The organism is Paraburkholderia unamae (genome assembly GCF_003268775.1).
Classification (GTDB): domain Bacteria; phylum Pseudomonadota; class Gammaproteobacteria; order Burkholderiales; family Burkholderiaceae; genus Paraburkholderia; species Paraburkholderia unamae.
Map to the genome: position 1 here is coordinate 24,628 of NZ_QLSU01000021.1, position 12,680 is coordinate 37,307.

General features: G+C 59.3%; 25 protein-coding genes. All 25 read left to right on the forward strand.

All coding sequences use genetic code 11. The features are described 5' to 3' along the window. Window positions 1-828 carry a 50S ribosomal protein L2 gene (rplB, locus tag C7401_RS28775; RefSeq protein WP_112174817.1) on the forward strand — a complete coding sequence of 276 codons (828 nt, stop codon included), beginning with the start codon at window positions 1-3 and terminating at the stop codon, window positions 826-828. A gap of 10 nt (window positions 829-838) precedes the next feature. After that, window positions 839-1,114, forward strand: coding sequence for a 30S ribosomal protein S19 (rpsS, locus tag C7401_RS28780; RefSeq protein ID WP_027797286.1), 276 nt, complete (start codon window positions 839-841; stop codon window positions 1,112-1,114). Between the two features lie 12 nt (window positions 1,115-1,126). Next, a complete protein-coding gene (gene rplV / locus C7401_RS28785; protein WP_004199272.1) occupies window positions 1,127-1,456 on the forward strand; it encodes a 50S ribosomal protein L22 in 330 nt (109 codons plus the stop codon). Window positions 1,457-1,467: 11 nt separating this feature from the next. Beyond that, window positions 1,468-2,259: a 30S ribosomal protein S3 gene (gene rpsC, locus C7401_RS28790; protein ID WP_027797287.1), complete on the forward strand. Its 792-nt coding sequence runs from the start codon at window positions 1,468-1,470 to the stop codon at window positions 2,257-2,259. A gap of 2 nt (window positions 2,260-2,261) precedes the next feature. Continuing rightward, window positions 2,262-2,678: a 50S ribosomal protein L16 gene (rplP, locus tag C7401_RS28795; RefSeq protein WP_042269753.1), complete on the forward strand. Its 417-nt coding sequence runs from the start codon at window positions 2,262-2,264 to the stop codon at window positions 2,676-2,678. A gap of 10 nt (window positions 2,679-2,688) precedes the next feature. Further along, complete coding sequence (gene rpmC, locus C7401_RS28800) at window positions 2,689-2,883, forward strand: 50S ribosomal protein L29 (RefSeq protein ID WP_007180130.1); 195 nt, start codon at window positions 2,689-2,691, stop codon at window positions 2,881-2,883. Next, window positions 2,880-3,152, forward strand: a complete 273-nt coding sequence (rpsQ, locus tag C7401_RS28805) for a 30S ribosomal protein S17 (protein ID WP_028206516.1) — start codon at window positions 2,880-2,882, stop codon at window positions 3,150-3,152. Before rpmC ends, rpsQ begins: the two co-directional genes overlap by 4 nt. Before the next feature lie 356 nt (window positions 3,153-3,508). Further along, window positions 3,509-3,877: a 50S ribosomal protein L14 gene (gene rplN, locus C7401_RS28810; RefSeq protein WP_006998478.1), complete on the forward strand. Its 369-nt coding sequence runs from the start codon at window positions 3,509-3,511 to the stop codon at window positions 3,875-3,877. A gap of 9 nt (window positions 3,878-3,886) precedes the next feature. Continuing rightward, window positions 3,887-4,195: a 50S ribosomal protein L24 gene (gene rplX / locus C7401_RS28815; RefSeq protein ID WP_112174818.1), complete on the forward strand. Its 309-nt coding sequence runs from the start codon at window positions 3,887-3,889 to the stop codon at window positions 4,193-4,195. A 16-nt stretch (window positions 4,196-4,211) separates the two neighbouring features. Further along, window positions 4,212-4,751: a 50S ribosomal protein L5 gene (rplE, locus tag C7401_RS28820; protein ID WP_027819347.1), complete on the forward strand. Its 540-nt coding sequence runs from the start codon at window positions 4,212-4,214 to the stop codon at window positions 4,749-4,751. Window positions 4,752-4,758: 7 nt separating this feature from the next. Next, entirely contained in the window at window positions 4,759-5,064 is a 306-nt protein-coding gene (gene rpsN, locus C7401_RS28825) for a 30S ribosomal protein S14 (protein ID WP_027819346.1), read from the forward strand. A gap of 14 nt (window positions 5,065-5,078) precedes the next feature. Next, window positions 5,079-5,474 (forward strand): 30S ribosomal protein S8, encoded by a 396-nt coding sequence (rpsH, locus tag C7401_RS28830; RefSeq protein WP_027819345.1) that lies wholly within the window; start codon window positions 5,079-5,081, stop codon window positions 5,472-5,474. 18 nt (window positions 5,475-5,492) lie between these two features. Then, window positions 5,493-6,023 carry a 50S ribosomal protein L6 gene (gene rplF, locus C7401_RS28835; RefSeq protein WP_112174819.1) on the forward strand — a complete coding sequence of 177 codons (531 nt, stop codon included), beginning with the start codon at window positions 5,493-5,495 and terminating at the stop codon, window positions 6,021-6,023. Between the two features lie 12 nt (window positions 6,024-6,035). Beyond that, on the forward strand, window positions 6,036-6,401 hold the full coding sequence (rplR, locus tag C7401_RS28840; protein WP_112174820.1) for a 50S ribosomal protein L18: 366 nt from the start codon (window positions 6,036-6,038) through the stop codon (window positions 6,399-6,401). Between the two features lie 14 nt (window positions 6,402-6,415). Further along, window positions 6,416-6,934 (forward strand): 30S ribosomal protein S5, encoded by a 519-nt coding sequence (gene rpsE, locus C7401_RS28845; protein WP_028206522.1) that lies wholly within the window; start codon window positions 6,416-6,418, stop codon window positions 6,932-6,934. A gap of 11 nt (window positions 6,935-6,945) precedes the next feature. Next, complete coding sequence (gene rpmD / locus C7401_RS28850; RefSeq protein ID WP_010106952.1) at window positions 6,946-7,128, forward strand: 50S ribosomal protein L30; 183 nt, start codon at window positions 6,946-6,948, stop codon at window positions 7,126-7,128. A 35-nt stretch (window positions 7,129-7,163) separates the two neighbouring features. After that, window positions 7,164-7,598, forward strand: coding sequence for a 50S ribosomal protein L15 (gene rplO / locus C7401_RS28855; RefSeq protein WP_028228146.1), 435 nt, complete (start codon window positions 7,164-7,166; stop codon window positions 7,596-7,598). Window positions 7,599-7,657: 59 nt separating this feature from the next. Further along, window positions 7,658-9,004 (forward strand): preprotein translocase subunit SecY, encoded by a 1,347-nt coding sequence (secY, locus tag C7401_RS28860; RefSeq protein WP_112174821.1) that lies wholly within the window; start codon window positions 7,658-7,660, stop codon window positions 9,002-9,004. A gap of 8 nt (window positions 9,005-9,012) precedes the next feature. Continuing rightward, window positions 9,013-9,231, forward strand: coding sequence for a translation initiation factor IF-1 (gene infA / locus C7401_RS28865; protein WP_004521905.1), 219 nt, complete (start codon window positions 9,013-9,015; stop codon window positions 9,229-9,231). Window positions 9,232-9,252: 21 nt separating this feature from the next. Continuing rightward, window positions 9,253-9,369, forward strand: a complete 117-nt coding sequence (gene rpmJ / locus C7401_RS28870; protein ID WP_027819338.1) for a 50S ribosomal protein L36 — start codon at window positions 9,253-9,255, stop codon at window positions 9,367-9,369. A gap of 35 nt (window positions 9,370-9,404) precedes the next feature. After that, window positions 9,405-9,770, forward strand: coding sequence for a 30S ribosomal protein S13 (rpsM, locus tag C7401_RS28875; RefSeq protein ID WP_027819337.1), 366 nt, complete (start codon window positions 9,405-9,407; stop codon window positions 9,768-9,770). A 28-nt stretch (window positions 9,771-9,798) separates the two neighbouring features. Beyond that, window positions 9,799-10,203 (forward strand): 30S ribosomal protein S11, encoded by a 405-nt coding sequence (gene rpsK / locus C7401_RS28880; protein ID WP_006052224.1) that lies wholly within the window; start codon window positions 9,799-9,801, stop codon window positions 10,201-10,203. A 164-nt stretch (window positions 10,204-10,367) separates the two neighbouring features. Next, on the forward strand, window positions 10,368-10,991 hold the full coding sequence (gene rpsD, locus C7401_RS28885; protein WP_112174822.1) for a 30S ribosomal protein S4: 624 nt from the start codon (window positions 10,368-10,370) through the stop codon (window positions 10,989-10,991). 125 nt (window positions 10,992-11,116) lie between these two features. Then, window positions 11,117-12,094 (forward strand): DNA-directed RNA polymerase subunit alpha, encoded by a 978-nt coding sequence (locus tag C7401_RS28890; RefSeq protein WP_027819335.1) that lies wholly within the window; start codon window positions 11,117-11,119, stop codon window positions 12,092-12,094. Between the two features lie 125 nt (window positions 12,095-12,219). Then, window positions 12,220-12,612, forward strand: coding sequence for a 50S ribosomal protein L17 (rplQ, locus tag C7401_RS28895; protein WP_027819334.1), 393 nt, complete (start codon window positions 12,220-12,222; stop codon window positions 12,610-12,612). The last annotated feature ends 68 nt before the right edge of the window (window positions 12,613-12,680 follow it).

The window sequence follows — 12,680 nt, forward strand, 5'->3', positions numbered from 1 at the left end:
ATGGCAATCGTGAAAGTTAAGCCGACCTCGCCGGGTCGCCGTGCGATGGTGAAGATCGTCCACAAGGATCTGCACAAGGGTGCGCCGCATGCTGCGCTGCTCGAAAAGCAATCCTCGAAGGCCGGTCGTAACAACAATGGTCGCATCACGACGCGTCACCAGGGTGGTGGTCACAAGCATCACTACCGCGTGATCGATTTCCGTCGTACGAAGGATGGCATCCCCGCGAAGGTGGAGCGTCTCGAGTATGACCCGAACCGTAGCGCGAACATTGCGCTGGTTCTTTACGCAGACGGCGAGCGCCGCTACATCATCGCGCCGAAGGGCGTGACGGTTGGCACGCAGCTGATGTCGGGTTCGGAAGCGCCGATCCGTGCAGGCAACACGCTGCCGATCCGCAACATTCCGGTCGGTACGACGGTCCACTGCATCGAAATGCTGCCGGGCAAGGGCGCGCAAATCGCGCGTTCGGCTGGCACGTCGGCCATGCTGCTGGCACGTGAAGGCGTCTACGCGCAGGTTCGTCTGCGTTCGGGCGAAATCCGCCGCGTGCACGTTGAATGCCGCGCGACGATCGGTGAAGTCGGCAACGAAGAGCACAGCCTCCGTCAAATCGGTAAGGCTGGCGCGAACCGCTGGCGCGGTATCCGCCCGACGGTCCGTGGCGTTGCAATGAACCCGGTCGACCACCCGCACGGTGGTGGTGAGGGCAAGACTGCTGCTGGTCGCGACCCGGTGAGCCCGTGGGGCACGCCGGCGAAGGGCTACCGCACCCGCAGCAACAAGCGCACGACGAGCATGATCGTCCAGCGCCGTCACAAGCGTTAAGGAGTAGGCAATGGCACGTTCTATTAAGAAAGGTCCGTTCTGCGACGCCCATTTGCTGAAGAAGGTTGAGGCGGCAGCAGCTACGCGCGACAAGAAACCTATCAAGACCTGGTCGCGTCGTTCGACGATCCTGCCGGACTTCATCGGCCTGACGATCGCCGTTCACAACGGCCGTCAACACGTTCCGGTGTATGTCACGGAAAACATGGTCGGCCACAAGCTTGGCGAGTTCGCATTGACCCGTACGTTCAAGGGTCACGCAGCCGACAAGAAGGCCAAGAAATAAGGGGCAATCAAGATGGAAGTGAAGGCAATTCATCGCGGTGCCCGCATCTCGGCGCAGAAGACGCGCCTTGTGGCTGACCAGATCCGCGGTCTGCCGGTCGACAAGGCGCTGAACGTTCTGACGTTCTCGCCGAAGAAAGCGGCTGGCATCGTGAAAAAGGTTGTGCTCTCGGCGATCGCAAACGCGGAACACAACGAAGGTGCTGATATCGACGAGCTCAAGATCAAGAGCATCTACGTCGACAAGGCAGCTTCGCTGAAGCGTTTCACCGCGCGCGCCAAGGGCCGCGGCAACCGCATCGAGAAGCAATCCTGTCACATCACTGTGACGGTCGGGAATTAAGGAGCCATACGATGGGACAGAAAATTCATCCGACTGGCTTCCGTTTGGCCGTCAGCCGCAATTGGGCTTCGCGTTGGTACGCGAACAACAACAATTTCGCGGCGATGTTGAAGGAAGACATCGGTGTTCGTGAGTACCTGAAGAAGAAGCTGAAGAACGCTTCGGTGGGCCGTGTTGTGATCGAGCGTCCGGCAAAGAACGCTCGCATCACGATTTACAGCTCGCGCCCGGGTGTGGTGATCGGCAAGAAGGGCGAGGACATCGAACTCCTCAAGGCCGAACTCCAGAAGCGCATGGGCGTTCCGGTTCACGTGAACATCGAAGAAATTCGCAAGCCGGAAACCGACGCGCAACTGATCGCCGACTCGATCACGCAGCAGCTCGAGCGCCGCATCATGTTCCGTCGCGCAATGAAGCGCGCGATGCAGAACGCAATGCGTCTGGGTGCCCAGGGCATCAAGATCATGAGCGCCGGCCGTCTGAACGGTATCGAAATCGCACGTACCGAGTGGTACCGCGAAGGTCGAGTGCCGCTTCACACGCTGCGTGCTGACATCGACTACGCAACCTCGGAAGCGAAGACGACGTACGGCATCATCGGCGTGAAGGTTTGGGTCTACAAGGGCGACACGCTCGGCCGCAACGACGCACCGGTGGTGGAAGAAGTCGCCGAAGAAAAGCGTCCGCGCCGCAATGCGCGTCCGGGCGATCGTCGTCCGCGCCGTGATGGCGAAGGCGCACCGGGTGCCCGTCGTGGCGCACCGCGCCGTGGCGCCGGCGGTGACGGCAAGAGTGGAGAATAACGATGCTGCAACCGAAACGCAGGAAGTATCGCAAAGAGCAGAAGGGTCGTAACACCGGTATCGCAACGCGCGGCAACGCGGTTTCGTTCGGTGAATACGGTCTGAAGGCTATCGGTCGTGGTCGCCTGACCGCGCGTCAGATTGAAGCAGCGCGTCGTGCAATGACGCGTCACATCAAGCGCGGCGGCCGTATCTGGATCCGTATTTTCCCGGACAAGCCGATCTCGCAAAAGCCGGCGGAAGTGCGTATGGGTAACGGTAAGGGTAACCCGGAGTACTACGTCGCCGAGATTCAGCCGGGCAAGATGCTGTACGAAATGGATGGTGTGTCCGAAGAACTGGCCCGTGAAGCCTTCCGTCTGGCCGCAGCCAAGCTGCCGCTGAAGACGGTCTTCATGGTTCGCCAGCTCGGCGCCTAAGGAGTGAATGATGAAGGCATCCGAACTTCACCAGAAAGACCAGGCCGCGCTCAACAAGGAGCTGTCGGACCTGCTTAAGGCGCAATTCGGCCTGCGCATGCAACTCGCGACCCAGCAGCTCACGAACACGAGCCAGCTGAAGAAGGTTCGTCGCGACATCGCACGTGTGCGGACCGTCCTGACTGAGAAGGCGAACCAGAAATGAACGAAAGCGTGAAAACCTCGCTTAAGCGGACGCTGGTCGGCAAGGTCGTCAGCAACAAGATGGACAAGACGGTCACCGTTCTGGTCGAGCGCCGCGTCAAGCACCCGATCTACGGCAAGTACGTTGTGCAGTCGAAGAAGTACCACGCTCACGACGAAGCGAACACGTACAACGAGGGTGACCTCGTTGAAATCCAGGAGACCCGTCCTCTCTCGAAGACGAAGGCCTGGACCGTGTCGAAGCTGATCGAAGCAGCACGCGTGATCTAAAAGCGCAGTTGTAAAGCAGCAACATCCCGGGGAGCCATTCTCCGGGATGCAGAAGTTGTTGAAATCGCTAAAGATTTCGCTTGCTAGACCAAGATTATCGAGTTATAGTCTTGGTCTTCCCTCTTTATGAGCACGTTGTTGGCAAAGCAACGGGCAGAAGTAGTGAGGGAGGTGGTTCGGGCGCCAGTCCGGATCTGCAAGATTCACCGGAATGCGATGGCCGGTTTCGTTTGCCGTCGCTGCTGTTCTAACCCAAGCAGCTGAGCGGTCGTTCTAGTGGCGGCGCGGCTGACGGGACCAAGACTGACTGGATGTGCCATGGTGGCGCAACCGGATTAAGTTGGGAAAGATAAACCATGATCCAGACCGAAACTCGGCTTGAAGTAGCCGACAACACGGGTGCGCGTGAAGTCATGTGCATCAAGGTGCTCGGCGGCTCGAAGCGTCGTTATGCCAGCATTGGCGACATCATCAAGGTGACCGTCAAGGAAGCAACGCCGCGTGGGCGCGTGAAAAAGGGCGAAATCTACAACGCCGTTGTGGTTCGCACCGCGAAGGGCGTGCGCCGTCAAGACGGCTCGCTGATCAAGTTCGATGGCAACGCCGCCGTGCTTTTGAACACCAAGCTTGAGCCGATCGGCACCCGTATTTTCGGGCCGGTTACGCGTGAGCTGCGTAGCGAACGATTCATGAAGATCGTTTCGCTGGCGCCGGAAGTGCTGTAAGGAGTCGCGATGAACAAGATTCGCAAGGGTGACGAAGTCATCGTCGTCACTGGCAAAGACAAGGGCAAGCGCGGCGTCGTAGTGGCGATTGGCGAAGAGCGCGTTACTGTCGAAGGCATCAACATTGTCAAAAAACATGTGAAGCCGAACCCGATGAAGGGTACGACGGGTGGCGTGGAAGCCAAGGCAATGCCGCTGGCTATCTCGAACGTCGCACTGGTCGACGCGAACGGTAAGCCGTCGCGCGTGGGCATCAAGGTCGAAGGGGACAAGAAAGTTCGTTTCCTGAAGACGACCGGTGCTGTTCTGAGCGCCTGACGCTGCGGAGTAAAAAATGGCACGTTTGCAAGAATTTTACAAAGAGAAGGTCGTTCCTGGCCTGATCGAGAAGTTCGGTTACAAGTCGGTCATGGAAGTGCCGCGCCTCACCAAGATCACCCTGAACATGGGTGTCGGTGAAGCCGTCGCTGACAAGAAGGTCCTCGAGCACGCCGTTGGCGACCTCACGAAGATCGCCGGCCAAAAGCCCGTCATCACCAAGTCGCGTAAGGCAATCGCTGGTTTCAAGATCCGCGAAAGCTACCCGATCGGTACGATGGTTACCCTGCGTGGCAATGCCATGTACGAATTCCTGGACCGTTTCGTGACGGTTGCGCTCCCCCGCGTGCGCGACTTCCGTGGCGTGTCGGGCAAGGCGTTCGACGGCCGTGGTAACTACAACATCGGTGTGAAAGAGCAGATCATTTTCCCCGAAATCGACTACGACAAGATCGACGCGCTGCGTGGGCTGAACATCAGCATCACGACGACTGCGAAGACCGACGAAGAAGCGAAGGCACTGCTCGCCAGCTTCAAGTTCCCGTTCAGAAACTGAGGTTACCGTGGCTAAACTGGCACTGATCGAACGTGAAAAGAAGCGCGCTCGTCTGGCAGCGAAATTTGCACCGAAGCGTGCAGAGCTGAAGGCGATCATCGACGACCAAAGCAAGTCTGAAGAAGAGCGTTACGCAGCTCGCCTCGAACTGCAACAACTGCCCCGCAACTCGAACCCGACCCGCAAGCGTAACCGCTGCGCGATCACGGGTCGTCCGCGTGGCACGTTCCGCAAATTCGGTCTCGCACGTAACAAGATTCGTGAAATCGCGTTCCGTGGTGAGATCCCTGGCATCACCAAGGCGAGCTGGTAATAGGAGAAACATAAATGAGCATGAGTGATCCTATCGCCGATATGCTGACTCGCATCCGCAATGCGCAGATGGTCGAGAAAGTTTCGGTTGCTATGCCCTCGTCGAAAGTGAAGATTGCGATTGCGCAGGTTCTGAAGGACGAAGGTTATATCGACGACTTCGCGGTGAAAACCGAAGGTGCGAAGTCGGAATTGAACATCGCGTTGAAGTACTACGCTGGCCGTCCCGTTATCGAGCGCATCGAACGCGTCTCGAAGCCGGGTCTGCGCGTGTACCGCGGCCGTAACGACATCCCGCAGGTCATGAATGGCCTGGGCGTTGCGATCGTCTCGACGCCGAAGGGTGTGATGACGGACCGCAAGGCGCGCGCTACTGGCGTCGGCGGCGAAGTTATCTGCTACGTCGCTTAAGACCTAAGGAGAAGAAACATGTCTCGAGTAGGTAAGAGCCCGGTCGCGCTGCAAGGCGCAGAAGCGACGCTCAGCGACGAGAAGATTACCGTCAAGGGCGCGCTGGGTACGATTTCGCAAGCTGCGAACCGCCTCGTCAAGGTGGTGAACGACAACGGCACGCTCAAGTTTGAGCCGACCGACGACAGCCGCGAAGCCAATGCGATGTCGGGCACGATGCGCGCGATCGTCGCGAACATGGTGCAAGGCGTGACGAAGGGTTTTGAGCGCAAGCTGACGCTGGTTGGCGTTGGTTACCGTGCTCAGGCGCAAGGCGACAAGCTGAATCTGTCGCTGGGTTTCTCGCACCCCGTGGTGCACCAGATGCCCGAAGGCATCAAGGCCGAAACCCCGTCGCAAACGGAAATCGTGATCAAGGGGATCGACAAGCAGAAAGTCGGACAGACCGCAGCAGAAGTGCGCGGCTATCGTCCGCCTGAGCCGTACAAGGGCAAGGGCGTGCGTTATTCCGACGAGGTCGTGATCCTCAAAGAAACGAAGAAGAAGTAAGGGTGCGCAATCATGGATAAGGTTCAATCTCGCCTGCGCCGCGCTCGTCAGACGCGTCTCAAGATCGCTGAGCTTCAGGTCGCGCGTCTGGCCGTGCATCGCACGAACACGCACATCTACGCGCAAGTGTTTTCGCCCTGCGGCACCAAGGTGCTGGCCAGCGCGTCGACGCTTGAAGCTGAAGTGCGTGCGCAACTGGCTGACCAGTCGGGCAAGGGCGGCAACGTCGCCGCTGCCTCGCTGATCGGCAAGCGTATTGCAGAAAAGGCTAAGGCCGCCGGCATCGAATCCGTCGCCTTTGACCGCTCGGGTTTCCGCTACCACGGCCGCGTCAAGGCGCTGGCTGATGCAGCGCGCGAAGCCGGGCTCAAGTTCTAAGGAAGGAATTCGTCATGGCAAAGATGCAAGCGAAAGTTCAGGCTGACGAACGCGACGACGGCCTTCGCGAAAAAATGATTTCGGTCAATCGCGTGACCAAGGTTGTGAAGGGCGGCCGTATTCTCGGCTTCGCCGCACTGACCGTGGTTGGCGATGGTGATGGCCGCGTCGGTATGGGCAAGGGCAAGTCGAAGGAAGTGCCGGTTGCTGTCCAGAAGGCGATGGAACAAGCTCGCCGCAACATGTTCAAGGTGCCCCTGAAGAACGGCACCCTGCAACACGAAGTGCACGGCAAGCATGGCGCATCGGTCGTCCTCCTCGCTCCGGCGAAGGCAGGTACGGGCGTGATCGCCGGCGGCCCGATGCGCGCAGTGTTCGACGTGATGGGCGTGCAGAACGTCGTGGCCAAGAGCCACGGTTCGACGAACCCGTACAACCTCGTTCGCGCCACGCTGGACGGTCTGCGCAAGCAGTCGACCCCGGCTGACATCGCGGCGAAGCGCGGCAAGTCCGTCGAAGACATTCTGGGCTAAGGGTGGGCACCATGTCTGAAAAAACTGTCAAGGTTCAGCTCGTCAAGAGCCTGATTGGGACCCGCGAAACGCACCGTGCCACCGTGCGCGGTCTCGGCCTGCGCCGCCTGAACTCGGTTTCCGAGTTGCAGGACACGCCGGCTGTGCGCGGCATGATCAACAAGGTCTCGTACCTCGTCAAGGTCATCGGTTAACGCGCACGCGGACCAAAAGACTCCAGGAGTTTGAAATGGAATTGAATAACCTGAAGCCGGCAGAAGGCGCGAAGCACGCTAAGCGTCGCGTCGGTCGCGGCATCGGCTCCGGCCTCGGCAAGACTGCCGGCCGTGGTCACAAGGGTCAGAAATCGCGTTCGGGCGGCTTCCACAAGGTTGGCTTCGAAGGCGGTCAAATGCCGCTGCAACGTCGTCTGCCGAAGCGCGGCTTCACCTCGCTGACGAAGGAATTCGTTGGTGAAGTGCGCCTCGCCGACCTCGAGAAGCTGCCGGTCGACGAAATCGATCTGCTGGCTCTCAAGCAGGCAGGCCTCGTGGGCGAACTGACCCGCAGCGCGAAGATCATCGCCACCGGCGAGATCAAGCGCAAGGTCGTCGTGAAGGGCCTGGGTGCGACGAAGAATGCGCGTGCTGCGATTGAAGCAGCAGGCGGTTCTTTTGCCGAGTGATTGTGAGTGGTGCGTGCGGGCTTGCCCGCCGTCACTAGCATCTGCATCGGAGAAGCTACTTGGCTAACAGCCCGAGTCTCGCAAAAACCGGTCGCAGCGCACCGAAGTTCGGCGACCTGCGTCGGCGTGCAGTGTTCCTGCTGCTGGCGCTGGTCGTTTATCGCATCGGCGCGCACATTCCGGTTCCGGGTATCGATCCGGACCAACTGGCGAAGCTCTTTCAGAGCCAGTCGGGCGGCATCCTTGGCATGTTCAACATGTTCTCGGGTGGCGCACTGTCGCGGTTCACGATCTTCGCGCTGGGTGTGATGCCGTATATCTCGGCGTCGATCATCTTGCAGCTGATGGCGATTGTTTCGCCGCAGCTCGAGGCGCTGAAGAAGGAAGGGCAGGCTGGACAACGCAAGATCACGCAGTACACGCGGATCTTCACGGTGGTGCTGGCGACGTTTCAGGCGTTCGGCATCGCGGTCGCGCTGGAGAACCAGCCCGGCCTCGTGATCGATCCGGGCATGGTGTTCCGCTTGACGACGGTCGTGACGCTCGTGACCGGCACGATGTTCCTGATGTGGCTTGGTGAGCAGATCACGGAACGCGGGCTTGGCAACGGCATTTCGATCATCATCTTCGGCGGGATCGCGGCGGGTTTCCCCAATGCGATCGGCGGTCTGTTCGAACTGGTTCGCACTGGCTCGATGGGCCCCGTCTCGGCGATCATCATCGTGTTGCTGATTGCGGCCGTGACGTATCTGGTAGTGTTCATTGAACGCGGCCAGCGCAAGATCCTCGTGAACTATGCGAAGCGTCAGGTTGGTAACAAGATTTACGGCGGGCAGTCGTCTCACCTGCCGCTCAAGCTGAACATGTCGGGTGTGATTCCGCCGATCTTCGCGTCGTCGATCATCCTGTTCCCGGCGACAGTTCTGAACTGGTTCAGTTCGGGTTCGCGTTCCGGCTGGTTCGCGGACACGCTGCACAACGTGGCCGAAGCTCTCAAGCCTGGCCAGCCTGTGTACGTGTTGCTGTACGCGTTGGCGATCGTCTTTTTCTGCTTCTTCTACACCGCACTGGTGTTCAACAGCAGGGAAACGGCCGACAACCTGAAGAAAAGTGGCGCGTTCGTTCCTGGCATCCGCCCGGGCGATCAGACGGCACGTTATATCGACCGCATCCTCACGCGTCTGACGCTGGCCGGTGCGATCTATATCGTGTTCGTTTGCCTGCTGCCGGAGTTTCTGGTACTGCGCTGGAACGTGCCGTTTTATTTTGGCGGAACGTCGTTGCTGATCATTGTCGTCGTCACAATGGACTTCATGGCGCAGGTACAGTCGTACGTGATGTCGCAACAATATGAATCGCTGCTCAAGAAGGCCAACTTCAAGGGCGGCGGCGTCCCGATGCGTTGAAAGGACCTATGGCCAAAGACGATGTAATCCAGATGCAAGGCGAGGTGATCGAAAACCTCCCCAACGCAACCTTCCGGGTGAAGCTGGAAAATGGCCATGTCGTTCTAGGGCATATTTCCGGAAAGATGCGGATGCACTACATCCGTATCCTCCCGGGCGACAAGGTGACGGTTGAGTTGACGCCTTACGATCTGTCGCGTGCGCGGATCGTGTTCCGGGCGAAGTGATTTAGGAAAAAGGGTAATATCATGAAAGTGATGGCATCGGTAAAGCGCATTTGCCGCAACTGCAAAATCATCAAGCGTAACGGCGTCGTTCGCGTGATCTGCAGCTCGGACCCGCGCCACAAGCAGCGCCAAGGCTGATTAGCGCGCTTGCGCTTTTTGTTTGAGGAAAAACAATGGCTCGTATTGCAGGGGTTAACATCCCGAACCACCAGCACACTGAAATCGGCCTGACGGCAATTTTCGGTGTTGGCCGCACGCGTTCGCGCAACATCTGCGTGGCCGCGGGTGTGCCGTTCAACAAGAAGGTCAAGGACCTGGACGACGCGGATCTGGAAAAGCTGCGTGAGGAAGTGGGCAAGTTTGTCGTCGAAGGCGATCTCCGCCGTGAAACGACGATGAACATCAAGCGCCTGATGGACCTCGGCTGCTACCGCGGCGTGCGCCATCGCAAGGGCCTGCCCCTGCGTGGCCAGCGTACGCGTACCAACGCACGTACGCGCAAGGGTCCGCGCCGCGCAGCACAGTCGCTGAAGAAGTAAGCGGATCTGACAGTTACAGGAAAACGTAATGGCTAAGGCTTCGAACAACTCCGCGGCGCAACGCGTTCGCAAGAAGGTTAAGAAGAACGTCGCCGAGGGCGTGGTTCACGTTCACGCGTCGTTCAACAACACCATCATCACGATCACCGACCGTCAAGGCAACGCGCTTGCCTGGGCAACCTCGGGCGGTCAGGGCTTCAAGGGTTCGCGCAAGTCGACCCCCTTCGCAGCTCAGGTCGCAGCCGAATCGGCTGGCCGCGTGGCGATGGAATACGGCGTGAAGAACCTCGAAGTGCGGATCAAGGGCCCCGGTCCTGGCCGCGAATCGGCGGTGCGCGCGCTGCATGGTCTTGGCATCAAGATCACCGCGATCTCCGACGTGACGCCGGTCCCGCACAACGGCTGCCGTCCGCCGAAGCGCCGTCGCATCTAAGGCGTCGCTTTTGCCGATCGCCTGAGCCGCCGGAAACGGCGTCCCAGGCTCTCGGCGCTATTGAATTGACTAAGCCCACCGTTCGGTCCAAAGGGCCGAACTAGCGCGAGTCGCGGGTCTTCCCGTTTTAGACTTCGCGTGATCAATTATCGAAGGAAAGCAACGTGGCACGTTATATCGGCCCGAAGGCCAAGCTGTCCCGCCGTGAAGGCACCGACCTCTTCCTGAAGAGCGCACGCCGCTCGCTCGCTGACAAGTGCAAGCTCGACAGCAAGCCGGGTCAGCATGGCCGCACCTCGGGTGCCCGTACGTCCGACTACGGCACGCAGCTTCGCGAAAAGCAAAAAGTGAAGCGTATCTACGGCGTGCTCGAGCGTCAGTTCCGCCGCTACTTCGCGGAAGCGGACCGTATCAAGGGCAACACCGGCGAAAACCTGCTGAAGCTGCTCGAGTCGCGTCTCGACAACGTCGTGTACCGCATGGGCTTCGCATCGACCCGCGCTGAAGCGCGTCAGCTCGTGAGCCACAAGGCTCTCACGCTGAACGGCGTCGTCGCGAACATCCCGTCGATGCAAGTGAAGGCTGGCGACGTCGTCGCGATCCGCGAAAAGGCGAAGAAGCAGGCGCGTATCGTCGAAGCCCTGTCGCTGGCAGAGCAAGGCGGCATCGCAGGTTGGGTTTCGGTCGACGCGAAGAAGTTCGAAGGCACGTACAAGGGCATGCCTGAGCGCAGCGACATCGCTGGCGACATCAACGAAAGCCTGATCGTCGAATTGTATTCGCGGTAATCGGATTAACGGCCGGGGTGACCTCTGTGCTTCGCGCAGGAGGTGGCCTCGGCTGTTTAATTTCAGGTTGTGGCCATCTCAGCCTTATCGGTGTAACGAGCCGAGGGTATTGAAAAGGAAAACCTATGCAAACCAGTTTGTTGAAACCCAAGATCATCGCTGTGGAATCGCTCGGCGACAACCACGCGAAAGTGGTCATGGAGCCGTTCGAACGCGGTTATGGCCATACCTTGGGTAACGCGCTCCGGCGCGTGCTGCTGTCGTCGATGGTGGGCTATGCGCCGACCGAAGTGACGATCGCAGGCGTCGTGCACGAATACTCGACGCTCGATGGTGTGCAAGAGGATGTGGTCAACCTGCTGCTGAACCTGAAGGGTGTGGTGTTCAAGTTGCATAACCGTGACGAAGTGACGGTTACGCTGCGCAAGGAAGGCGAAGGCGTTGTCACCGCTGGTGACATCGAACTCTCGCACGACTGCGAAGTCATCAATCCGGAACACGTGGTTGCGCATCTGACGAAGGGCGGCAAGCTCGACGTTCAGATCAAGATCGAAAAGGGCCGCGGCTATGTGCCGGGCAACGTGCGCCGTTATGGCGACGAGTCGGCCAAGATCATCGGCCGCATCGTGCTGGACGCGTCGTTCTCGCCGGTTCGCCGCGTGAGCTACGCCGTGGAAAGCGCGCGTGTCGAACAGCGTACCGACCTCGACAAGCTCGTGATGAACATCGAAACCAACGGCGTGATCTCGCCTGAGGAAGCGATCCGCCAGTCGGCGCGCATCCTCGTGGATCAGCTGTCGGTGTTCGCTGCTCTGGAAGGCACGGAAACGGCCGCGGAAGCGCCTTCGCGCGCACCGCAGATCGATCCGATCCTGCTGCGCCCGGTGGACGATCTCGAACTCACGGTTCGCTCGGCGAACTGCCTGAAGGCCGAGAACATCTACTACATCGGCGATCTGATCCAGCGCACCGAGAACGAGCTGCTCAAGACCCCGAACCTGGGTCGCAAGTCGCTCAACGAGATCAAGGAAGTGCTCGCTTCGCGCGGTCTCACGCTCGGCATGAAGCTCGAAAACTGGCCGCCGGCTGGTCTCGACAAGTAATGTATGTGGCACAGACGCGGATTTTCCTTTAGAATCCGCGTCTTGCCTTTTTCACGTACCGGCCCGTGCCTTCATGGAAAGGCGATAGAAGAGCTGGACCAAAACTTTGTTTCAAGGAAATTGAAATGCGTCACCGTCATGGTCTGCGGAAACTGAACCGCACGAGCAGCCACCGTCTGGCAATGCTCCGTAACATGTCCAACTCGCTCATCGAGCACGAAGTCATCAAGACGACGCTGCCGAAGGCGAAGGAACTCCGTAAGGTTGTCGAGCCCCTCATCACGCTGGGCAAGAAGCCGTCGCTGGCAAACCGTCGTCTGGCGTTCAACCGCCTGCGCGATCGTGACTCGGTCACGAAGCTGTTCGACGTGCTCGGTCCGCGTTTCGCGAACCGTCCGGGCGGCTACCTGCGTATCCTGAAGTTCGGTTTCCGTGTTGGCGACAACGCGCCGATGGCACTGGTCGAACTGCTCGACCGTCCGGAAGTCACGGAAGAGAACATCCAGGAAGCGGAATAAGCTTTCAGTCGCTTGATCTCACGATCGAGCGGCGCGCGAAAAAGCCAGGCCTAGCCTGGCTTTTTTGT